The sequence below is a fragment of the Hyphomonas sediminis genome, from assembly GCF_019679475.1.
In the GTDB taxonomy this organism is placed as follows: Bacteria; Pseudomonadota; Alphaproteobacteria; order Caulobacterales; family Hyphomonadaceae; genus Hyphomonas; species Hyphomonas sediminis.
Window position 1 is genome coordinate 1,362,580 of record NZ_JAIEZP010000001.1, and the last position, 21,696, is coordinate 1,384,275.

Genomic DNA, 21,696 nt, shown 5'->3' on the forward strand with positions numbered 1-21,696 from the left:
CCGCTCAGGGCTTGTCGAGCGCGGTGTCCCAGTGTTCCGGGCGAAGGCCCATGCCGACGGCGCGCGCGGGCAGGCGGCGCAGGAGGGGGAACCAGCTGAAGAGGCGCAGGAGGATCGGCGGATGGATTGTTGTCTTCGCTGTGAGCGCCGGGATGAGCACCATATTGTGGGCGAGCACCTGGGCAGACTGCGTCATCCGCGCAGGCCATTCGCGGCGTTTCTGGACAGCGGCAAGATCCTCCGTGGTCAGCCGGTTTTCCCGCAATGCCGGGCCGAGGATGCGCGCAGCCGCGATCGCGTCCTGAACCGCGAGGTTCACGCCGACGCCGCCGACGGGCGACATGGCGTGGGCAGCGTCTCCGATGAACAGGAGACCATCTTTCCACCAGCGCTCCAGCCGGTTCACCTGAACGGAGAGGAGTTTGACCTTGTCCCAGCTGTCGATTTCGCCGGTTGCGTCGGCCAGATCGGGCGCCATGCGGGTGATGCGTGCCCGGAATGCTTCGAGCCCGGCAGCGCGGATGGCTTCATCGGCGCCTTTGGGAAAAGGCAGGGCGCATTGCCAGTAATCGCCGCGATTGATCATCACGAGCAGGCCATCGGAGGACACGCGCCCGAGGGATTCGGTTTCGGCGCCGCGGCTGCGCGGCAGACGGAACCAGAAGACATCGATCGGGGCGCCGATATCTTTCACGGGCAGGCCGCTTTGCGCGCGCAGGACGGAGCTGCGCCCGTCGGCAGCGACAGTCAGCTTTGCCTTGATCTGAACCGGGCCGTCTGGCGTTTTCGCGATGACGCCGGTGACGCGGCCGGGGCCATCGATGTATTTCGTCGCCTCGGCCGACATCATCAGATGGAAAGGCGGGAACTTCCGGCCTTCGTCCGCGAGATGGTCCAGAAAGTCCCATTGCGGCATCATGGCCACAAAGGGCGCGGCAACCGGCAGGTGGCGAAAGTCTGCCAGCGGAAACGGCTTTCCTTCGATGACGAGGCCGAGTGTCTCGGTCTTCTGGAAGGGGCGCTCCAGGAAGGTATCGAGCAGATCCATTTCATGGAACGCCTGAAGCGTGGAGGGGTGGACCGTGTCGCCCCGGAAATCCCGGAAAAAATCTGCGTGCTTTTCAAGGATGATCACATCGACGCCCTGCCGCGCGAGCAGATAGCCCAGCATCACGCCTGCCGGGCCACCGCCGGCGATGCAGCAATCAGTTTCAAGTTCACGCATGGGCGCTCCCTTTCCTCGGCCTGAAGAGTGATCTCATCAGGCAGAGGGGGCAAGGGGCTGGCCGGATCAGAGAAGGATGGTGCCTTTGCCGTCCTTCTCCATGGCGCGGAGGTAGGAGGGGTGTTCGCGCATTTGCTTCAGGAAGCGGTAGGCGTTGGGATAGGTCCTCTCGTCCATGCCGCCACGATGGACGCAGAGTTCCATGGAATAGCCCATCACCATGTCGGCTGCGGTGAGCTGGTCACCGGCAAACCAAGTCGACTCGCCGAGGGCCTTTTCGATTTCGCGGAAGAGGGCAGCCAGGCGCGGGCCGAAGAAGGCCTTGTCCAGCGCGGCGACGAGGGATTTTGCAATCGGCCGGGCGAAGAATGGCGCGCGCGTGGTCAGCGCCATCATGACGAACTTGTTGGTCAGCAGCGGCTGGAGGCTGCCTTGCGAGGTGTGGAACCAGAAGAGGTATTTCGCGCGCATCGGCGTGCCTGGTGCAGGGCGCAGGCGGCCGTCATCATGCTTGTCGCAGATATAGTCGATGATGGCATTCGTCTCGGCGAGAACCAGATCGCCATCGGTGATCACGGGCGCGGTGCCGAGCGGCGAGATGGCCTTGTAGGCAGCCGGCGCAAGGCGGGTCTGGGGATCACGGTCGTAGAGCTTGATCTCATACGGAACGCCCAATTCCTCCAGCAGCCAGAGAATGCGGATGGATTGGGACTTTTCGAGATGGTGAAGCGTGATCATGGGGTTCCTCCGGCCGGTTTGCGCCAACGTAACAGCTAGTGCGCAAAGGCGCACCGGCCAGAGGACAATGGATAATTCAGGCGCCCGGCCCCCGAAGGAGCTGGGCGGGATTATTCAAGTTCCAGAACTTCCTTCAGGAACATGGTTTCTGCTTCGCGCTGGGCTTCCCGGTTGGACTTCTTCCGGAAGCCATGACCTTCATCCATCGCCATCATGAACCAGGCCGGGACACCGTTCGATTTGACGGCAGCAAGGATCTGCTCTGCTTCCGTGTAAGGAACGCGGGGGTCATTATAGCCCTGGATGACAAAGAGCGGTTTGGAGATCTTCGACGCATTCTTCAGCGGCGAGATTTCGTCGAAGAAAGCCGCAACGACAGGGTCGCGTTCATCGCCATATTCTGCGCGGCGGAGGTCCGCGCGGTAGCCTTCGGTGTTTTCAAGGAAGGTCTTGAAGTCTGAAATACCGACAATGTCGACGCCGGCGGCGAGGCGGTCGGCGTAGTCGATCATCGAGGCGAGGACCATGTAACCGCCATAGGAACCGCCATAGACGATGACCTTGCTGGCATCTAGATCTGGCTGGGCTTCGACCCAGTCGAGCAGGGCGCCGATATCCTCAACCGATTTCTTGCGGTTAAGGCCGTTGTCCAGCGACACGTAGGTTTTGCCATAGCCCGCGGACCCGCGAACGTTCGGAACGACAACGGCGAGGCCAAGCTCATTTGCCCAGTATTGGTAAGACGAAGAGAAGCCGGGGCGGGACTGGCCTTCGGGGCCGCCATGGATGGAGATGATGACGGGATGCGGGCCTTCGCTGGCGGGCTTGTAGATAAAGGCGGGGATGTCCATTCCCTCCGCATTCGGATAGTCGAACAGGGTGGGTTCCACGAAGTTTTCGGTGTTGAGGCCGCCGGTTTCCGCTTCGGTCCAACGCGTGAGGTTCAGCGTGGCCACGTCAAACGACCAGGCGTCTGCCGGGCTGATCGCCGAGTTGAAGGTAAAGCCGACATGGTTGCCGCTCGGCGAGTAAACAATGCCGGACGCAATCCCGACGGGCAGCGTGGGGCCGGGCCGCACCTGGCCGCTCTCGATATCCAGCAGGCGAATGGTGCCAAGGCCGCCTTCATTCAGCGTGAAGGCAACGGTCTTTCCATCCGGAGAGAGATCCCAGTCGGAAACGCCCCAGTTGATGTCTGCGGTATAGTTGGTAACACCGCCATCGGGCGCAATACGGACGAGGTTTGTGAATTCGCTGTCCTTGTCGGTGGCGGTGAGGACGGAACCGTCTGGCAGCAACGCGCCGCCGGAATAGGCGACCGTATCGTCAGGGTTCACCTGCGTCGTCTCGCCGGAGGCGACATCCAGAACGAAGAGGCGGCTCTCCGAGATGGAGATGTAGCGCTGGAGCAGCAGTTTCGATCCGTCATTGGACCAATCTACCGGGCCAGTTGCGCCTTCGCCTTCCAGCGCGACGCGCACGCTGGCGGCGTCGGCCGGGTTGCCGACGATGATGTCGTTGTTGGGGTCGCCGGGATTGGTGCGTGCCCAGGCGGCCTGGGAGCCATCGTCAGACCAAAGAGCGCCGCCATTGCGGGTGCCTGGCTCAGTGAAGCGGGTGATGACGCCGGTTTCGAGATCGAAGCGGTAGCCTTGGTAGTATTCGTCACCGCCTTTATCGCGGGCGAACAGGAAAGCGCCGCCTTCCGGGCTGACAGTGGCATTGCCCACCGGCTCGTCAAAGAAGGTGAGCTGCTTGCGGGCGCCGCCGGGCGAGTTCACTTCGTGGACCTGGTTGGTGTCTGCAAAGCGCGTGGTGATGAGAATGCCGCCATCGCCGGTCCAGTCGAGGAAGCCATGGCTGCGGACATTCTCGTAGGCGCTTAGGCGGTCGGACACTTCCGACGGAATGGCAGGGATGGATTCCAGGACGAGATTGCCCTGCGTGACCCGTTCGACCGCCGCCGGGGCGGTAACTGTTTCGGTGACCGGGGCGGCGGGCGCGGCTGAAGTCTGGGCGCAGGCGGTGAGAATGAGCGCAAGGGCGCTGGCGGCGGTGAGGCTGCGTCGGGTCATTTCGGTTTCCCCATCAGTGGTTTTTCATGAAACTTGTTTAGAGGCATCTGCCGCGAGGTCACGCCTTTTTCAGTGAAGGGGCTTCACACTGCCGGTACATTCAGCGTCTAAAGCGGAACCGAAAATTCACGCAGCGCGAAGGAACGAGGCATGGGCTCGTTAAAATCATTCACCGTTTCGATTCTGGTGGCGGGCCTGCTGGCCGCGTGCCAATCGCCAAAGACTGAAGTGCCTCCGCCGGCCTCGCTGACATCACCGCAGATTGAAGCCCCAAGCGCGCCGGAGCCCATGATGGTCGACGCGCCGCCGCTGGTGCTGATGATCGGCCTGGATGGCCTCAACGCCCCGATGATCGACCGGTGGGACGCGCCCAACCTCAAGGCACTGGCCGCGCGCGGCGTACGCGCCGAGGGAATGTATCCGGTAATGCCATCGGTGACCTTCGTGAACTTCTATTCGCTGGCGACCGGGCTTTACCCGAAACATCACGGTATGGTGGAAAACTACCCCTACGACAAAGTTGCCAAGGAGCAGTTCGACCGCGCAGCGGGGCCTCAGCAAGAGCGCTGGTGGCAGGGCGAGCCGATCTGGGTGACTGCCGAGAAGCAGGGCCTGCCAACCTCGATCATGTTCTGGCTGGGATCTGAAGTGGCCCATGATGGCGTGCGCCCGACGCGCTGGACGCCTTATGAGCACAACAAGCCCTACCAGGACCGCGTGGATGAAGTGCTGGCCTGGTATGATGCGCCGGAAGCTGAGTTGCCGCGGTTCGCAGCGGTGTATTTCGACCGGGTGGACACGGCAGCGCATTATTTCGGGCCAATGTCCGAGAAGGCGAAAGAGGCTGTTGCCGAGGTAGATGGTTATGTCGGCCAGCTGGTGGAGGGTATTCGCCAGCGCGGCCTGCTGGCGCGGACGACCATCATCGTCGTTTCTGACCATGGCATGGTCTGGGTGAACCCGGACAAGGTGCTGGATATCGGTGAGTTTATCGACCTGAAGCAGCTGACCGTGCCGCAGTTCAATGGGCCTTATGGCGGCTCGAACCACCCCTTCCTGCACATCTATGGCGAAGGCGAAGCGCTGGAAAAGGCCTATGAGGGACTGAAAGACTTCGACGAGCACATCCACGTCTACAAGCGCGGCGAGATGCCGGAGCATTATCACTTCGACCACCCGACGCGCGGGCCGGACGTGTTCGTTGTGGCTGATCCGGGCTGGTCTGTGCGCAATGCCAATGTGGGCGGATGGCGCGCGCCGATCCCTGGCCAGCATGGCTACGACAATTACGATCCGACGATGGCAGCGACCTTCATCGGCGCTGGCTCGATCTTCCCGCAAGGCGTAACGGCGGCGCCGTTCGAGAACGTCAACGTTTACAGCTTCATCGCCTGCGCGCTGCACCTCACGCCGGCGGAAACGGATGGCGATCCGGACGTGGTCGAGCGCGTGACTGGCGGCCGCTGCCCAGCCTCAATTGTGCGGAAGGCTCAGGAATAGCGGGCTTCGACTTTAGGACCGGCATCACCGACCCTGACGGCATCGAGACATTCAGCGAGGTCGCGGAGATAATCATCCGCGACTTCTGCATGTTTGGGCGACAGCATCAGGTGAAGGCTGGGCGGCTCGACTGTGAAGGACGTGAACCAGCCGCGATGGCGCATGGCGCTGTAGAGGGCGAGCGTATCTGCATCCGGGTGGCGGAAGGCAATGAGGCCGAGCAGGGGGCGGCCGAGCACTTCAAAGCCCAGGGCTTTGACGCCGTCTTCGATGCGCTGCCGCGTCTGGCAGACGAGGCCCTGTTTCTCACGGTAGCCGGAAACCCCGAGCACATTCATCACTGCCCAGGCCGCCGAGATGGCGCCGCCGGGGCGCGTGCCCGCGAGCGTTGGCGTTTTCATCGGCGCGCCGGACCAGTCGCTGAGGGTGAAGGGCATGTGCTTGTAAAGCTCCGCCGAGCGGAAGAGGACGGTGGAGGCGCCCTTGGCGCAGTAGCCGTATTTGTGCAGGTCCGCGCTCATCGATTTGACGGCAGGAATCGCAAAGTCGAAGTCGGGAACGGCCACGCCGTTCATGCGGGCGAAGGGCGCGAAGTAGCCACCGACACAGGCGTCGACATGCAGCCAGACATCCTTTTCTTCGGCGACCTTGCCCAGTTCCGCGATGGGGTCGATGATTCCATGAGGAAAGTTGGGCGCTGAGCCGACCATCATGATCGTGTTGGCATCGATGGCGGCGGCCATGGCGGCAGGATCGGCCTCATAGCTGCCATCAGTCTTGAGGGGAACCGAGCGAATCTCGATGTCCATCAGCATTGCAGCCTTGTGGAAGGCGAGGTGGCCGGAGCGGGGAATGACGATATTGTGATTGCCCTGCGAGCGGCTTTTGGCGCGAGCAAAGTCACGCGCGGTCTTCATCGCCATCGTGATCGAATCGGTGCCACCGGAGGTGATCGCGCCGGTAGATCCTTCCGGGCCACCGAGCAGGCCGAGCGCCATGGAGATCACATCCTTCTCCATCTGCGCGAGCGAGGGAAAGGCGAGGGGACCAAGGCCATTCTCCGCCATGAACATTCCATACGCTTCGTGTTGAAGCGCGTGCACATCCTCGCCTGCGTTGAAGATGTAGACGGCGGTCTTCCCGTCGCGCCACGCCACATCGCCCGTGCCGCGCGAGATCATTTCGGCGCGTACATCTTCCCAGGCGCGTCCCTCTGCCGGCATGTGCATCTGCGTTCCTCCTCTTTTCCCGGAAGAGTAGGGGCTAACTAACAGGCTGGCCAGCCTGTTGCCCCCTGTAGCGGTGTCACCGGAAAAGCGCTGGGGAAAAGAAAAACCTCGCCCGTTGTGCGAAGCCCGTTGCGGGGGTAAAGCCACCGCCTTACTTTGTGACGGAAACGAAAAATTAACGGGGACTCTTGGCGCGAGTATGACGGACTATATCGGTTATGAAGCGCTCTCCCAGGCAGCCATGCGCGGCGTCGTCCGCGAAGCGTTGCGCCGGGCGAAGGTCAATGGCGGTCTTCCGGGCGAGCACCATTTCTACATCTCCTTCCGAACCCGCGCTCCGGGCGTGAAGATTGCGCCGCATCTCATGCAGCGTTTCCCGGAAGAAATGACGATTGTGATCCAGCACCAGTTCTGGGACATGGAAGTTCATGACGGCCATTTCGAGGTCGTGCTGAAATTCTCGGGCGTGCCGCAGCATCTTTCCATCCCGCTCGCGGCGATCACGCGCTTCGTCGACCCGTCGGTGAATTTTGGCATCGCGTTCGAAGCCCAGACCAAGGACTCAGGCGTCATTGCCCCGGCGACTGCCGCACCGGTAGAAGAGCCTGAGCCCACGCCCAAAGCGGCGGGCGATACCGTCGTGAGCCTCGACGCCTTCCGGCGCAAATAGGGCCGGACCGTTGAGTGCAGACGAGAAACCCCGCGTCTCTGACGCAGAGATGCTGGCCCGCTTCCAAGGCTCCAAAAAACGCCCGCCCTGTTCCGATACGTTGGGCATGCGCCTGGCGGATCTGAGCCAGGAAAAGCAATGGGTGAAGATGGAGTTCGATGTGTCTCCGTCTTTCGCCAACCCGACCGGCGCTGTGCAGGGCGGTTTCATTGCGGCGATGCTGGATGAGGCGATGTCGACGGCGGTGATCATCGCCTCCAACGTGACGATGACGGCGCCGACGCTGGAAATGAAGACGAGCTATCTGCGCCGCCTCATGCCCGGCAAGGCCAGCGTGGAAGCGCGCATCCTGAAGCTCGGCAAATCTGCTGCCTTCATGGAAGCCGATTGTTTCGATGCCGATGGCGAACTTGTGGCGCGGGCCACGGCGACGGCGATCCCGATGTTGTTCAAGCGCCTCTGATCGGGGCCAGCATCTGACGTAAGGTCAGGGGCGAAATCCCTGATCTTCAATGCTAAGCTTTCCTCATAAACGCTGGCGCAAGACCAGCCGGGAGGAACACTATGGCAGACGACCAGCGCCCTTCGGGCGCCGTGCAATCCATTCTTGAACTGTCCGCTTTCAATCCGGTCGCGCGTGAGAACCCGCATCCGATGCTGAAATCCATGCGGGAGGACTGCCCTGTCTTCCGCGACGAGGCGGCGAAGGTCTGGTTGCTGTCGCGATACCGCGATGTGCGCGAAACGGTGAATGACCGCTCCTTCGTCCGCCATCCGACAAAAGCGGAAGAGGGCTCCTTGTCCGCCCGGTTTGTGGAGCAGCGTGAGGATCGGGGTACCAGCATCCTGTTTCTGGACGATCCCGACCATGCGCGCATCCGCCAGCCCCTCGCGAAGGCGTTCTACGCACGGATCAACGCCATGCGGCCGCAAATCGAGGCGATGATCGATGACATTATCGACAAGGCGCCTGTGTCAGGAACTTTCGACCTGATGGCGGAGATTGCGGTGCCGGTGCCTGTAATGGTGATTGCCCGCATCCTCGGCGTGGACGAGGACCGGTTGGACGATTTCCGGCAATGGTCCGAGGAGGTGATCCTGGGGCTCAATCCTGTTCGTACACCGGAAGAAGACGAAGCGCTGCTTCACGGCGCCTATGCGCTGGACGCGTATTTCGTGGAGCTGATGGAAGCCCGGCGGAAGGCGCCGCAGGATGACCTCGTTTCCGACATGGTGCAGCTGCAAGCCTCGGGCGAGGCGGATATTTCCGATGGCGAGCTGCGCAACAATCTTGAGGCGCTGCTGGTGGGCGGAAACCTGACAACAACCGACCTGATCGGGAACGGTGTGTGGCTTTTCCTGACAAATCCGGGACAGTTAGTGACATTTCGGGACAATCCGGGACTCGCCAGTGCCGCAGTGGAGGAAGTCCTGCGCTTTGAGGCGCCGGTTTCGATCACCTCCCGCATCCTGCCGGACGACCGGGAGGTGGGCGGTTGCCCGATGAAGGCGCGCCAGCCGGTCTGGATGTCACTGGCCGGGGCCAACCGCGACCCGGATGTGTTTGAGGCGCCTGAAGTGTTCGACATCACCCATAAGCGAGCGAGCCATGTGGCGTTTGGCGGCGGGCCGCACATCTGTATCGGGGCGCCGCTGGCGCGGATCGAGGCGCGGCATGTGTATCTGAAATTGTTCGAGCGGTATCCGAACCTGAAGCTGGCAGAGCAGGAGCTGTCCTGGCGGTCGCTGCCCTTCTTCCGGGGGCTGGAGCGCCTGCAGGTGGAGGCCTAATCGCCCATCGCCTCGGCCCGCAGCCAGATGCCGTCGCGCTCTGCCTGCCGGCGCTCGACGAGGAGGCGGGCGACCTGGTGGTCGTCCTCGAAGACATTGCCGGTCAGCGAGTCGAGGAGGGCCTTGGCGAGATTGTCGAGGTCCATCCAGGGCGCGGTGCCAGCATATTCCATGACGATGTGGACGCTGTAATCGCCATATCCGGGACGCAGGCGGGGGAAGTCCTTGCGGAAGAATTCCTTGAGCAGCGTCTTGTAGTATTTGGTCTGGGTGGTGAGCCCCGTACACGAGACTTCGAGCGCGCCATCTTCCGCGATGCGCGCGCGGACTTTGCCGGAGGAAATCCAATCAGCATCCATGCCGCGATTAGGCATATTGCAGGCCGGCAGGGAAGCCCGGAAATGCCGGTGCAGGCTGTGCGACCCTTGCCGGGCTTGATGACCCCGGAGTGGGGGGCTAAACCGCCCGGCGACATTGCTTCAGCTGAGCTTCAGGAGCCACTCCATGACCAAGACCCGCACAGAATCGGACACTTTCGGCCCTATCGAGGTTGAAGCGGACAAGTATTGGGGCGCGCAGGCGCAGCGGTCGCTGGGGAACTTCAAGATCGGCTGGGAGAAACAGCCTGCGCCGGTCATCCGCGCGCTCGGCATCGTCAAGAAGGCCGCCGCTGAAGCCAATATGGCGCTGGGCAAGATGGACCCGGCCCTTGGCAAGGTGATCGTGCAGGCCGCTGAAGAGGTGATCGAGGGCAAGTTGGACGCGCATTTCCCGCTGGTCGTCTGGCAGACGGGTTCGGGCACGCAGTCCAACATGAACGCCAATGAGGTGATTTCCAACCGCGCCATCGAGATCCTGGGCGGGGAAATGGGCTCCAAGAAGCCGGTTCACCCGAACGACCATGTGAACATGTCCCAGTCGTCGAACGACACCTTCCCGACGGCGATGCACATCGCCTGCGCCGAAGAAGTCGTCCATCGCCTCATACCGGCGCTGCAGACGCTGCGCAACGCGCTGAACGACAAGGCGAACGCCTGGAAGGACATCATCAAGATCGGCCGGACGCACACGCAGGACGCAACCCCGGTCACCCTCGGCCAGGAATTCTCCGGCTACACCCAGCAGATCGAGAACGGCATCAAGCGCATCGAGCTGACGCTGCCGGCGCTGATGGAGCTGGCGCAGGGCGGAACGGCGGTTGGCACAGGGCTGGCTTCGCCGGCTGGCTTTGCCGAAGCCGTGGCAGAGAAGATCGCGCAGATCACGGGCCTGAAATTCACCTCCGCGCCCAACAAGTTTGAAGCGCTGGCCGCACACGATGCGATGGTGTTCACGCATGGCGCGATCACGACGGTTGCCATGAGCTGCTTCAAGATTGCCAACGACATCCGCTTCCTCGGTTCGGGCCCGCGCTCGGGCCTTGGCGAGCTGGCGCTGCCGGAGAATGAGCCGGGCTCCTCGATCATGCCGGGCAAGGTGAACCCGACCCAGTGTGAAGCCATCACGCAGGTCGCTGCGCATATCGCCGGCAACAACACGGCCATCGCCTTTGCCGGCAGCCAGGGCCATTTCGAGCTTAACGTGTTCAACCCGATGATGGCCTACAACTTCCTGCAATCGGTGCGCCTGCTGGCGGATGCGGCTGTGTCGTTCACGGAGAATTGCGTCGTCGGCATCGAGCCGCGCCTCGACAATATCCAGCGCGGACTTGAAAACTCGCTGATGCTGGTGACGCCGCTGAAGGAAAAGTATGGCTACGACCTGGCTGCGAAAGTCGCCAAGACGGCCCACAAGAACGGCACGACGCTGAAAGTCGAAGCCCTGGCACTGGGCATTTCGGAAGAAGACTTCGATGCCATCGTGCGGCCTGAAAAGATGATCGGTCCCGATCCGGTATAATCTGCCGTGGGCGGACAAATCCGTGCTGGGGCATCGCCCCGCGCGGCTTGGCACTGGGGCGCTGCGGCGCCCCTTTTGCTTTTAGGATTATGCGTCGCCGGGGCGGGCGATTTTGCCGTGATTTAATTGCAGTTGAGCTGCCGTTCATTCATCCGCCGTTCGGTCGCATGCTGATAAACGGGGCGAAACCTTGGGAGGACTTCGTCATGTCCAGGCTCCAGATATTCTTCGCCGCCCTTCTGGTTGCATGCAGTTCGGCTGCCCCGGCCATCGCCCAGCGGGGAGATGACCGCTCATTTGCCGGTTTCCAGGTGTCGCGGGCGACCGCAGTGGACATTGCCCGCGCGCATGGTGTGCGGGATGTGCTGGAAGTGAAGGCGCGCAAGGGCGTCTGGAAGGTCGAGGGCCGCGACCGGGATGGCCGGCGCGTTGAGGTGGAAGTGGACGGTTTCACCGGGGCCGTGGTGAGGGTGTCGCATCGCGACTAGAACGCGGCGGTAAGTCCGGGCTGACGGCAGGCGAGGGCGCAGCTAGGATGCGCGAATAGAATCACCAGCGTCCAGAAAGGTCCGGCCATGTCCAAATCGCCCGTCGGCTCAAAGTCCAATCCCTCCCAGTTTGATGTGCTGAACAAGCTGGCAGAGGACGAGCCCTATTTCGTGATCCGGGCGCATGACCCGCTTTCCTCGGCGCTGGTGGAGCTGCACGCTTATATCGGCGCGGGTCAGTCCGGCGCGGCGCACAACAAGCTGGCGGAGATCATGGCGCTGACCGCGGCCAAGCCGCCGCGCCCGGCCTCCAGCCCGAAATATCGCGAGACCTTCGCGATTTCGCTGGCCATGGAACAATGGCGGGAAAATCACAAGGAATGAGCCTCAGCCCGCTCCGGCTTGAAAACGAATTCGTCCGTCTTCGGCCATTCGAGCCAGAGACGGACAGCAGGGAACTCTACGCGCTGGCCGAACGCGCGCCTGAGATATTCCGGCTATGGTCCCATCGCGGGCCGGGCGACTGGGTAGGGGAGTGGGTCTCTGCCATCCGGAAGCGGACGGCAGATGGCAGCATGATCGCGTTTGCCGTGACGCGGCCAGGCGATGGTGCCTTTCTTGGCATCACCAGTTTCCTAGACCCTAACGAAGGCAACAAGAGCGTCGAGGTCGGCATGACCTGCTACGCGCCTGAAGCGCAGGGCACAGGCGTGAACCCTTCCTGCAAGTTACTCCTGATGACACAGGCATTCGAGACCTGGGGGGCGCGGCGGGTTCAGTACCAGGTGGATAATCGGAATGAACGCTCCAAGGCGGCTGTGCTGAAACTCGGCGCCTGCCATGAAGGCGTCTTGCGCAATCACAAGACGCTGCCTGATGGGTTCGTGCGTGATACGGCTTTCTTCTCGGTCCTGGATCGGGAATGGGGCGGGGTGAAGGCTGGCCTGGCCGCAAGGATCGCGGCGGCGGTCGCTTGAGGCGGCGCACTGGACGCTGCGACGCGCTTGCGGCATCTGTTTCGGAATGAGCGATCCGATAAATCTTAACCAGTTTCGCAAGGCCAAAGAGAAGGCCGCCAAAGAGCTGCGCGCGAAGGAAAACCGCGCGAAGTTCGGCCGCACCAAGGCCGAGAAAAAGCTGGAAGATGCGCGCGCAGAGAAGCTTAAAAAGTTAACGGACGGGCACCGCCGTCAAGATCCTGACAAGGATGGTTAAAAAAGCGTTGACAGGCCCGGCGCTTGCACTGAAATCCGCACCTGTATCAGTGTGGGAGTGCCGTCCATGTTCAAGCGCGTCATGCAAAAGACGGCCTTCGCCTTTAGCGCGTTCGGCGCAGGCGTGATCTGGGGCATTGCCGCTGAAGCCAGCGCCGCCGGAATTCCGCTGATCGGCCTGTTTCAGGGCTGAGCCTGACCGGGCAGTTTAGGAGCCCGGCTGATCCTTGGCTTGATCGATCAGGCCGTTTTCATACCGTCCCCGTGAAATGCGGCTAAGCGCATCAAAGATGGGTTTAGCGTCCTTGTCCTTGAGCAGGGGAATGCCGCGCGCAATTTCAGCAGCCTGAGCATAGAGCAGGTGGGCTTGTTCCATGTCGCCGCGCGCCTCGGCGCAGGCGGCCAAGTTGTGCAGGATACCGGGCGCTTTGGGGTAAGCTGCCGCAAGCTCCTGCCACTGCGCGCAGGCGCCGATATATTCGCCGCGCCGCGTTGCCTTCACGGCGGCGGCGAAGCGCGGATCGCCCGCTTCTTCAGGCACAAGGGGCTTCTCGACGATCTCTGCGCGCAGGGTCGTCATGTAGGGCGCAATGTCAGTGCGGAAGCCGGGGACGGCGGCGGCAACAGCTTCGGCGACCATGCCGATGGGCGCGTCCCATCTGTTGAAGGTTTCGTGGACAACCTCGCCGAACGAGCCAGTGGATTGATCCGTGTCAGGATATTCGGCGATATCGTAGCATTCTTCATGCTCGGTGGCGCCGCCTTGCTCTGACGTAAAGACGGCCCGGCCGGTTGCCATGTCCACCAGCGTTGCCCGCACGCTGACATCCACAATGTCCTTCGGGCATTGCATTTCTACGACCTTGCGAGTGTCGCAGTTGAACAGTTTGGTGCAGCGGCGCTCCCGTTCGAAACGGGTTTCGCGGCGATAGCCGGTGATCGACACGTCGCCTTCATAGATACCTTGAGGCTGGATGGGGTCGAGGATGTTGAACCATCGAATGCCCTGCAGCTCGGCGCCGTCAATCAGGGCCTGGAACTCGGCTTCGGCGACATCGCCCGCCGGGCCGCGGAACCGGCCAACGCCGACATCGGTATAGTCCAGGGCTTCCGGGAAGTTGGGCGCGGCACGGCTGGCATAGTCGTAACCCGGCGTCTGGCAGGCCGCCGCCATAAGAATTCCACACAATCCAAACAAGCGCTTCATTGTCATCCCCCGCTAAAATGTCGGTTCAGGGGTGCCCGGCTGTTTCTCTAACGTCAATGGTTGACTGGGCTAACCCGTCAGCCCAACTCAACGCCGGGAAAATTGAGGACGTTTTGAATGACCCGGACACTGTTTACGCCTTTCCGGCTGAAAAACCTGGAACTCGCCAACCGTATTGTGATGGCGCCGATGACGCGCTCCAAATCGCCAGGCGGCGTGCCGGGCGAGGATGTGGCCGATTATTACGCGCGCCGCGCCGCAGCAGATGTCGGCTTGCTGGTGACCGAGGGCACGACGGTGCGCCGGGGCGGTTCTTCGAACGACGTGAATATTCCGAATTTTTACAAGGCTGAAGCGCTCGACGGCTGGAGCCGCGTGGTCGCCAAGGTGCATGCGAATGGCGGCAAGATCGCCCCGCAGATCTGGCACCAGGGCATGGTGCGCAAGGCGGGCAGCGGGCCGGAGCCTGATGCGCCGACCGACAGCCCCTCGGGCATGACGCATACCGGCAAACAGGTGCTGCCGGAGCCGACGACGGCAGAAGTCGATGACATGGTGATGGCCTATGCCGACGCCGCAGCCGATGCAAAGCGTCTCGGCTTCGACACGCTGGAGATCCACGGCGCCCATGGCTACCTGATCGACCAGTTCTTTTGGGATGCAATGAACAAGCGCTCTGACCGCTATGGCGGCAGCCTGGTCGACCGGGCGAGCTTTGGCGGCGACATTATCCGCGAGATCCGCAAGAAGGTGGGGCCGGACTACCCGATCATCCTGCGCTATTCGCAATGGAAGCAGCAGGATTACACGGCGCGCCTGGCGCCGACGCCAAACGAGCTTGAGGCTTTCCTGAAGGTGTTCGTGGATGCCGGCGTTGACTGTCTGCACGTTTCCCAGCGCCGCTATTGGGAGCCGGAGTTCCCGGATGTTGACGGCCCCAATGGCCTGAATGGCGCGGGCTGGGCGAAGAAGCTGACGGGCCTGCCGACGATCACGGTCGGCTCGGTCGGCCTCAATGGCGACTTCGAGAAGGCGTTTGTGGGCGAAGGCGCCTCACAACGTTCGCTGGGCGATCTTGAAGAGCGTCTGGATCGCGGCGAGTTCGATCTGGTCGCCGTCGGCCGCGCCATCCTTCAGGACCCGGAATGGGCCAAGAAGGTGAAAGAAGGCCGGTTCAGCGAGATTGCCGACTATAACGGCAAGGCCCTGGCGACGCTTTACTGATCTGCCATTTGGTGGTGGTCTTCAGGCGTCGCTGAAGACCACTCCACGATGGGGGGCGTACAGCCAAGCCCGCTCCCCAGGGTTATTCGGGGGTCATATTTAGGTTGAGAGATTCTCTGGTGGCTCTAGAAGCAAAACGGGCTCTGGAGGCAATGCGCTTATGGCAAGAAGATCACGATATGCGGGTAGTTCCAGGAGTGTTGCAGAAGTAGGGGCGCCATCGCCGCCTACAATTGACAAGCTCCTTGAAGATGTCGCTCACGAACTGAAACTCATCGACATCAAACGACGCGCCATCGACCAGACCACTGCCCGCCTTCCTTGGCTGTATATCGGGGCAACCATATTGGGGGTGTTCCTGGCTGGGTCTGTTCTGGCAATAAGCCCCGTGTTCATTTTCCTATTCGGCGCACTGTTTTCAGGCGTGATGGCAAATATTACCGGCCCCTTGGGGGCGTTGACCTATCGCCGCCGGGCATATCGCGAAATCGCGGAAGGCAATGAACGCATTTTTCCAATGATCTCAGGGCTGCCGGGGGGACTGCGGCAGTGGTTTTTGGGGTCAAAAAGATAACCAAAAGCGGGATTGAACTTGCCGATGGCACTGTGAGGCTTGAGGATATGTCAGAAGGTGCCTTCGACGTATGCGGAGCCTTTTCCTTCTTGCCTTACAAGTATCTTGGCTTTGTTTTCCGGAATCCGGATGGCGCGATTGATCTGAAGCATCCGGCAATACGCAATCAGTATTGGCTGGTAGAGGCTCGCAACAAGGGGTTGTCCAACGATATTATCCTTTCACGGATCAACTCCATTGTTCCGGGTAGCCCTGCGCTTGAAAAGATGCCTGAAGCTATTGCGTAAGCGCGGCGGCGAGTATCACGATCGCAAAGGCGACAACCTGCGATAGCTGGGTTATCAGCAGCCCGCGATGGAGGGAGCGTTCATCGTCTTCACTCAGCAGGCTGGCTGTTTTGCCTTCCGGCCAGTCTGGCCGTGAGGCGCCGAGGATCGTCAGGAATCCTGCTTTCCCTTCCACCATTGGCAATTGGCGGAGGGGCGCGTTTGCCATTTGTGACAGCGCGCGAGCGGCGTCTCCTGCCAGTCTTGTGTAGGCCATCGTCTTTGGAATGGGCCGGTCTTCGCCGAGGATGATGACTGTGCCGGATTTCAACCGCATGGCATAGACGCGGTTATTGTCGTCATGCCCATCGTGCGTGTGACTTCTTCGCGCCATTCGACCGCGCGAATGGCAGAATAGGCAAGCGGGCCGCACATCGAGGGCTGAGGGCCGTAAAGCAGCCGCCAGACGGGCAGGTTGAACCAGGCGTTCAGCGGGCCAAGAGCAATGCTCCAGGCATCCTTCATGAGGAAGTCCCGGTGGACCATCCGGCAGAGCGGGGAGAAGAAGCCGGTTATGCCCGCCATGAACGGGCTCAGCATCAGCAGGCCTTCGATTAAGAAGCTTGCCGCGAACCCTGCCATCAGGATGACCATCAGCCATGAACTATTGGCTCTCCGCCGAATGCCATCGCGGGCTAACGGATCTGGCATTCCCTGCTATATGTTCCTGATGAGTTCCAATCCGAATCGATTGTCGATCAGCCAGATGGCCTCCGCGCGTCCGCCCGTTGCTTCGGGAGAGGGCGCTGCGTACCTGAAAGGCTTGAACCCGGAGCAGCGCGAAGCCGTGTTGCATACGGACGGGCCGCTGCTGGTGCTGGCCGGCGCGGGCACTGGCAAGACCCGCGTGCTGACGACGCGGCTGGCGCATATCATTGCCACGCGGCTGGCCTATCCCTCGCAGACGTTGACGGTGACCTTCACCAACAAGGCGGCGCGCGAGATGCGCGAGCGGGCGCTGCACCTGATCGGCGAGGCGGGCGAAGGCCTGCGATGGCTGGGCACGTTCCACTCGATCTCCGCGCAGATCCTGCGCAAGCATGCTGAGGTGGTGGGCCTCAAATCGAGCTTCACCATCCTCGACACCGATGACCAGGTCCGCTTGTGCAAGCAGATCGTCGAGGCGGAGAGCCTCGACCCAAAGCGCTGGACACCGCGCTACCTCGCCGGCCTGATCGATGGCTGGAAGAACCGCGCGCTGACGCCGGACCGGGTGCCGCCGGAAGAGGCCGAAATGTTCGGCAATGGCAAGGGCATCCGCTGTTACGAGATCTATCAGGCGCGGCTGAAGGTGCTCAACGCCTGCGACTTTGGCGATCTTCTCATCCACAACATCACGATATTCCAGGAAAACCCTGATATTCTTAGGGAATATCACGACCGGTTCCGGTATGTGCTGGTCGACGAGTATCAGGATACGAACGTCGCGCAGTATTTGTGGCTGCGCCTGCTGGCGCAGGGATCGAAGAACCTCTGCTGCGTGGGCGACGACGACCAGTCGATCTATGGCTGGCGCGGCGCGGAAGTTGATAACATCCTGCGCTTCGAGAAGGACTTTCCCGGCGCGAAGGTCGTGCGGCTGGAGCGGAACTACCGCTCGACCCGGCACATCCTCGCAGCGGCTTCCAGCATAATCTCGCACAATAAGGGCCGCCTCGGCAAAGCGCTCTATGTCGGCAATGACAGCGCCATCGATGAGGCGGACGACGCCCCGAAGGTGAAGGTGCGCGGCCTGTGGGACGGGGAGGCGGAAAGCCGCCTGATCGCCGACGACATCGAGAGTTGGGTGCGCAAGGGCGGCAAGCATGATGATTGCGCCGTGCTGGTGCGCGCGTCCTGGCAGATGCGGGCGTTTGAGGAGCGGTTCATCCTGCTGGGCATTCCCTACCGGGTGATCGGTGGGCCGCGCTTCTTCGAGCGGGCAGAAGTGCGCGATGCGCTGGCCTATCTGCGGCTCGTGCGCTCCCCGGACGATGACCTGGCGTTTGAGCGCGTGGTCAATGAACCCAAGCGCGGGGTTGGCAATTCGACCATCGCGAAACTGCAGGCCTTTGCGCGGGAGGATGGGCGAAGTCTGTTCACGCTGACGCCGCTGGTATTGCAGACCGATGAGATCAAAGGGCCAGCCAAGCGCGGCCTGACGACCTTCATCGATCAGATCAATATGTGGCGCGGAAAGCTCGCCGATGGCCTGCCGCATACCGAGCTGGCGGAAATGATCCTGGAGGAGTCGGGCTATACCGACATGCTGCAGAAGGATCGCAGCCCGCAGGCTCAGACGCGCCTCGACAACCTCAAGGAACTCGTGCGCGCCATGGGCGAGTTCGACTCGCTGGCTGGCTTCCTGGAGCATATCGAGCTTGTGATGGATGCCTCTGCGGGGAGTACAGGCGAGGACCAGGTGCAGATCCTGACGTTGCACGGGGCGAAAGGCCTTGAATGGCCGGTCGTGTTCCTGCCGGGTTGGGAGGAGGAGGTGTTCCCCTCGCGCCGAAGTCTGGACGAGAGCGGCCTTAAGGGTCTCGAAGAGGAGCGCCGGCTTGCCTATGTCGGTATCACCCGGGCACGCAAATGCTGCTACATATCCTTCGTTGCCAATCGGCAGATCTATGGACGCTGGCAGGCCGTTATGCCCAGCCGGTTTATCGACGAGCTGCCGCCTGAACATGTCGATGCGGTGTCCGAGACGGGGTATTCCGGGCTGCCCGCGGGCAGCGAGGCGTTTACCGGCACGATCGAGGATCTAGGCGAGCGATCAGACTATCAGAGCCCCGGCTGGAAGCGGCTGAAGGAAAACGCGGCCCGGCCAACTGGCAGCCCGCCGCGCGAAGCATCCAGCCTGACCGCCTCAGCGACAGGGACCTCCGGCTTCAAGACCGGCTCCCGTGTGTTTCACGACAAGTTCGGTTATGGCCGCGTTGCCTTCACCGAAGGCAACAAGCTGACCGTTGATTTCGACAAGACCGGACGGAAGAAGGTCATCGCGACCTTTGTGACGAAAGCCTGAGGCGAGGTTTTGCTCTTGAGGTTTGCAGCGCCGGGAGGCTGTGACCAGGCATCGGGGGGGGCAGGGGTGGCCCGGTCATATCCCGCAATACGGCTGAGAGAGGGGTTGGGGCGTTTTGCGTCAAACCTTCCTCGGCGCTGCAGGATCGTTTTCGCATGGCGACATCCAACCCATTCCGAACGCGGCGTTCATCTTCCGCTCAGCATCTCACGGGCTAGAGCGTTGCCCGCCTGCCGCTGGGCATCTTGGTGGTTAACAGGGTGGGCCGTTCTGTTAATATTTTCTGTACGTTCCGTTCCGTGCTCAATCCGCGCGCAAGAGCGGGAGCAGTTCAAACCCCCTTTGGAATCAGCTGAATGCGTCCATTGGAACGGTTCGTTCCTATTATGTGAAGTGCGGACCTTGCTTTAAAGCGGCGTTAACGGCAGATGATGTATGGGGCTGTGATCGGGAAAGTGTGCGTCTCCGGGCTGAACGGTCCGGACCGTATGAGAGAGAACTTGAGACCAGCATGATCGGCAGCCTTCTCGGCCTATTGTCCACAGACATGGCCATCGACCTCGGGACCGCGAACACCCTCGTGTATGTGAAAGGCCAGGGGGTTCAGCTCGATGAGCCTTCCGTCGTCGCCTACATGACGCAAGGTGGCCGAAAGATTGTCTATGCGGTTGGCGAGCAGGCGAAAAACATGCTCGGCAAGACCCCGGTGAACATGGAGGCGATCCGCCCCATGCGCGACGGCGTGATCGCAGACTTCGAAGTCGCCGAGGAAATGATAAAGCACTTCATCCGGAAGGTTCATAACCGCCGGGCGTTCGTGTCTCCGCTTATCATCATCTGCGTGCCCAGCTCCGCGACCAGCGTCGAGCGCCGCGCCATCCACCAGTCGGCCCTGGCTGCGGGTGCCCGTCACGTTGAACTCATCGAAGAGCCGATGGCGGCCGCAATCGGTGCCGGCCTTCCGATCGATGATCCGGCCGGCTCGATGGTGGTAGATATCGGCGGTGGTACGTCGGAAGTGGCCGTTCTGTCCCTCGGTGGCATCGTCTACTCCCGCTCCGTGCGCGTGGGCGGCGACAAGATGGACCAGGCTATCGTCAATTATCTGCGCCGCGAGCAGAAGATCCTGATCGGCGAAATGTCTGCCGAGCGGATCAAGAAAGAGATCGGCACCGCGATGTCGCCGGAGAACGGCACGGGTATGGCGCTGACGGTGCGTGGCCGCGGTACGCTGGATGGTGTACCGAAGGAAACAGAAATTACCGAGGCTATGATTGCCGAAGCACTGAAGGAACCGGTGACCGACATCGTCGACGCCGTGAAGATTGCGCTGGAAGCCATGCCGCCGGAACTGGCTGCAGATATCGTGGATCGGGGCATTGTGCTGACGGGCGGCGGCGCGCTGCTCCGCAATCTGGACGCTGTCCTCCGCAACCAGGCGCAATTGCCTGTGATGATCGCTGATGATCCGCTGAAATGTGTGGTCAACGGCTGTGGCCATGTCCTCGAAAATTATTCAAAGATGAAGAGCGTCCTCTGCCCGGAAGTCTGATGCTCGGGCAGCCCGGACCGGCGAGGGAGCCTGACACATGGCGCGCTTCGGACCAGCAGGTCAGAAAACAGCGGCCCGAGGGGCACGCCGCCTAACGCTTGGCGTTCTGATCGCCATTGCGTTGACGCTGGTCGTTGCGCAGTCTGCGCCGCAGATCGCAAACTTCTTCGTGCCTGCCAGAACGACCGTGAGTGATCGCCTGCGGGCGCCGAGCGAGATTGGCATTTGGGCACGCCTGACCGGGCAGGCCGAGCGTGAACGGCGGATCCGGGAACTTGAAAACGAGGTCCGCGACCTTGCCCGTTACAAGGCGGCAGCTATTTCTATGGCTGACCGTCTGGAAGCATATGAGCGCATCCTGAACCTGATGGGTGAGCCGCCCGAGAAGGGGGTGACGGCCCGCGTGACGACGGAAGTGGATGGCCCATTTTCGCAAACCCTGCTGGCCAATGCCGGCAAGCTACAGGGCGTCGAAGCCGGCGCTGTGGCTGTAAACGAGGGCGGACTGGTCGGTCGCGTTGTGCACCTTGGTGAGCGGTCCGCGCGCATTCTGCTCATCAGCGACTATTCCAGCCGCTTGCCGGTGCTGGGTGAAGTCAGCGGCGTACGCGCCATCATGTATGGACAAGACCGAGAGGCTGCAAGACTGAGCGACCTGCCCGAAGAGGCCAACTTTATTGAAGGCGAGCGCATTCTGACCTCCGGGGATGGCGGCGCTTATCCGCGTGGATTGGTCGTCGGCACTGCGCGCAAGGAAACGAGCGGCTGGCGTGTACGTCTGTCGATGCGCGAAGCAGGCGGCAGCTATGTGCGCATGATTCAGCCACCGATTATCCTGGAACCCGTACCAGAGCCGCAGCCCGAGGTCGAAGGCGCAGCGGCGGAAGCAGAGCCAACCGCATCAGCGCCTGGGGCGGCGCCCGCTCAGCCACCGCAATCCGAACCGGCTACCGTGCCGGCGCAGGGAGCCCAATAGG

At 61.8% G+C, this 21,696-nt stretch carries 24 protein-coding genes; 16 read left to right on the top strand and 8 right to left on the bottom strand.

Translation table 11 applies throughout. From position 1 onward, the window contains the following. Positions 1-4 precede the first annotated feature (4 nt). The 3 genes from K1X12_RS06855 to K1X12_RS06865 form a co-directional block, all read right to left on the bottom strand. Positions 5-1,225 (bottom strand): FAD-dependent oxidoreductase, encoded by a 1,221-nt coding sequence (locus tag K1X12_RS06855; protein WP_220986871.1) that lies wholly within the window; start codon positions 1,223-1,225, stop codon positions 5-7. 66 nt (positions 1,226-1,291) lie between these two features. Next, positions 1,292-1,963: a glutathione S-transferase family protein gene (locus K1X12_RS06860; protein WP_220986872.1), complete on the bottom strand. Its 672-nt coding sequence runs from the start codon at positions 1,961-1,963 to the stop codon at positions 1,292-1,294. Between the two features lie 110 nt (positions 1,964-2,073). Beyond that, positions 2,074-4,038 carry a prolyl oligopeptidase family serine peptidase gene (locus K1X12_RS06865; protein ID WP_220986873.1) on the bottom strand — a complete coding sequence of 655 codons (1,965 nt, stop codon included), beginning with the start codon at positions 4,036-4,038 and terminating at the stop codon, positions 2,074-2,076. Between the two features lie 150 nt (positions 4,039-4,188). Between K1X12_RS06865 and K1X12_RS06870 the strand changes: the two genes are divergently transcribed. Next, the gene (locus K1X12_RS06870; RefSeq protein ID WP_220986874.1) at positions 4,189-5,538 is read left to right on the top strand and encodes an alkaline phosphatase family protein; all 1,350 of its coding nucleotides are present in this window, start codon (positions 4,189-4,191) and stop codon (positions 5,536-5,538) included. Here the strand turns inward: K1X12_RS06870 and K1X12_RS06875 are convergent. After that, a complete protein-coding gene (locus tag K1X12_RS06875; RefSeq protein WP_220986875.1) occupies positions 5,529-6,767 on the bottom strand; it encodes a pyridoxal phosphate-dependent decarboxylase family protein in 1,239 nt (412 codons plus the stop codon). The two genes, K1X12_RS06870 and K1X12_RS06875, sit on opposite strands and share 10 nt — an antisense overlap. 199 nt (positions 6,768-6,966) lie before the next feature. Here K1X12_RS06875 and K1X12_RS06880 point away from each other — a divergent pair, with 199 nt between their 5' ends. From K1X12_RS06880 to K1X12_RS06890, 3 genes are all read left to right on the top strand, one after another. Then, complete coding sequence (locus tag K1X12_RS06880) at positions 6,967-7,437, top strand: SspB family protein (RefSeq protein WP_220986876.1); 471 nt, start codon at positions 6,967-6,969, stop codon at positions 7,435-7,437. 10 nt (positions 7,438-7,447) lie between these two features. Next, a complete protein-coding gene (locus K1X12_RS06885; protein WP_220986877.1) occupies positions 7,448-7,900 on the top strand; it encodes a PaaI family thioesterase in 453 nt (150 codons plus the stop codon). 101 nt (positions 7,901-8,001) lie between these two features. Next, the gene (locus tag K1X12_RS06890; protein ID WP_220986878.1) at positions 8,002-9,228 is read left to right on the top strand and encodes a cytochrome P450; all 1,227 of its coding nucleotides are present in this window, start codon (positions 8,002-8,004) and stop codon (positions 9,226-9,228) included. On the opposite strand, the gene K1X12_RS06895 is transcribed toward K1X12_RS06890, so the two are convergent. Continuing rightward, positions 9,225-9,587, bottom strand: coding sequence for a RusA family crossover junction endodeoxyribonuclease (locus tag K1X12_RS06895; protein WP_220986879.1), 363 nt, complete (start codon positions 9,585-9,587; stop codon positions 9,225-9,227). The two genes, K1X12_RS06890 and K1X12_RS06895, sit on opposite strands and share 4 nt — an antisense overlap. Before the next feature lie 145 nt (positions 9,588-9,732). Between K1X12_RS06895 and fumC the strand changes: the two genes are divergently transcribed. The 6 genes from fumC to K1X12_RS17060 all read left to right on the top strand — a co-directional run bounded on the left by fumC (position 9,733) and on the right by K1X12_RS17060 (position 13,022). Continuing rightward, the gene (gene fumC, locus K1X12_RS06900) at positions 9,733-11,127 is read left to right on the top strand and encodes a class II fumarate hydratase (RefSeq protein ID WP_220986880.1); all 1,395 of its coding nucleotides are present in this window, start codon (positions 9,733-9,735) and stop codon (positions 11,125-11,127) included. A gap of 206 nt (positions 11,128-11,333) precedes the next feature. Next, positions 11,334-11,615, top strand: coding sequence for a PepSY domain-containing protein (locus K1X12_RS06905; RefSeq protein ID WP_220986881.1), 282 nt, complete (start codon positions 11,334-11,336; stop codon positions 11,613-11,615). 87 nt (positions 11,616-11,702) lie between these two features. Then, positions 11,703-11,999: an aspartate decarboxylase gene (locus K1X12_RS06910; RefSeq protein ID WP_220986882.1), complete on the top strand. Its 297-nt coding sequence runs from the start codon at positions 11,703-11,705 to the stop codon at positions 11,997-11,999. Then, positions 11,996-12,592 (top strand): GNAT family N-acetyltransferase, encoded by a 597-nt coding sequence (locus tag K1X12_RS06915; protein ID WP_220986883.1) that lies wholly within the window; start codon positions 11,996-11,998, stop codon positions 12,590-12,592. Before K1X12_RS06910 ends, K1X12_RS06915 begins: the two co-directional genes overlap by 4 nt. A gap of 46 nt (positions 12,593-12,638) precedes the next feature. Then, a complete protein-coding gene (locus K1X12_RS06920; protein WP_220986884.1) occupies positions 12,639-12,830 on the top strand; it encodes a DUF4169 family protein in 192 nt (63 codons plus the stop codon). A 66-nt stretch (positions 12,831-12,896) separates the two neighbouring features. Next, the gene (locus K1X12_RS17060; protein WP_255563920.1) at positions 12,897-13,022 is read left to right on the top strand and encodes a hypothetical protein; all 126 of its coding nucleotides are present in this window, start codon (positions 12,897-12,899) and stop codon (positions 13,020-13,022) included. 15 nt (positions 13,023-13,037) lie between these two features. On the opposite strand, the gene K1X12_RS06925 is transcribed toward K1X12_RS17060, so the two are convergent. Beyond that, positions 13,038-14,036, bottom strand: coding sequence for a tetratricopeptide repeat protein (locus tag K1X12_RS06925; RefSeq protein WP_220986885.1), 999 nt, complete (start codon positions 14,034-14,036; stop codon positions 13,038-13,040). A 117-nt stretch (positions 14,037-14,153) separates the two neighbouring features. Between K1X12_RS06925 and K1X12_RS06930 the strand changes: the two genes are divergently transcribed. The 3 genes from K1X12_RS06930 to K1X12_RS06940 all read left to right on the top strand — a co-directional run bounded on the left by K1X12_RS06930 (position 14,154) and on the right by K1X12_RS06940 (position 16,121). Beyond that, positions 14,154-15,260, top strand: a complete 1,107-nt coding sequence (locus K1X12_RS06930; protein WP_220986886.1) for an NADH:flavin oxidoreductase — start codon at positions 14,154-14,156, stop codon at positions 15,258-15,260. Positions 15,261-15,420: 160 nt separating this feature from the next. Next, positions 15,421-15,834 (top strand): hypothetical protein, encoded by a 414-nt coding sequence (locus K1X12_RS06935; RefSeq protein WP_220986887.1) that lies wholly within the window; start codon positions 15,421-15,423, stop codon positions 15,832-15,834. Further along, positions 15,810-16,121 carry a hypothetical protein gene (locus K1X12_RS06940; protein ID WP_220986888.1) on the top strand — a complete coding sequence of 104 codons (312 nt, stop codon included), beginning with the start codon at positions 15,810-15,812 and terminating at the stop codon, positions 16,119-16,121. Before K1X12_RS06935 ends, K1X12_RS06940 begins: the two co-directional genes overlap by 25 nt. On the opposite strand, the gene K1X12_RS06945 is transcribed toward K1X12_RS06940, so the two are convergent. Both K1X12_RS06945 and K1X12_RS06950 read right to left on the bottom strand, forming a co-directional pair. Then, on the bottom strand, positions 16,111-16,437 hold the full coding sequence (locus tag K1X12_RS06945; RefSeq protein WP_220986889.1) for a hypothetical protein: 327 nt from the start codon (positions 16,435-16,437) through the stop codon (positions 16,111-16,113). The genes K1X12_RS06940 and K1X12_RS06945 overlap by 11 nt on opposite strands. Further along, positions 16,428-16,811: a hypothetical protein gene (locus K1X12_RS06950; protein WP_220986890.1), complete on the bottom strand. Its 384-nt coding sequence runs from the start codon at positions 16,809-16,811 to the stop codon at positions 16,428-16,430. The genes K1X12_RS06945 and K1X12_RS06950 overlap by 10 nt, the downstream gene beginning before the upstream one ends. A 10-nt stretch (positions 16,812-16,821) precedes the next feature. Between K1X12_RS06950 and K1X12_RS06955 the strand changes: the two genes are divergently transcribed. From K1X12_RS06955 to mreC, 3 genes are all read left to right on the top strand, one after another. Continuing rightward, positions 16,822-19,167, top strand: a complete 2,346-nt coding sequence (locus K1X12_RS06955; RefSeq protein WP_220986891.1) for an ATP-dependent helicase — start codon at positions 16,822-16,824, stop codon at positions 19,165-19,167. Between the two features lie 511 nt (positions 19,168-19,678). After that, entirely contained in the window at positions 19,679-20,719 is a 1,041-nt protein-coding gene (locus K1X12_RS06960; RefSeq protein ID WP_220986892.1) for a rod shape-determining protein, read from the top strand. 37 nt (positions 20,720-20,756) lie between these two features. Beyond that, on the top strand, positions 20,757-21,695 hold the full coding sequence (gene mreC, locus K1X12_RS06965; protein ID WP_220986893.1) for a rod shape-determining protein MreC: 939 nt from the start codon (positions 20,757-20,759) through the stop codon (positions 21,693-21,695). Position 21,696: the final 1 nt, after the last annotated feature.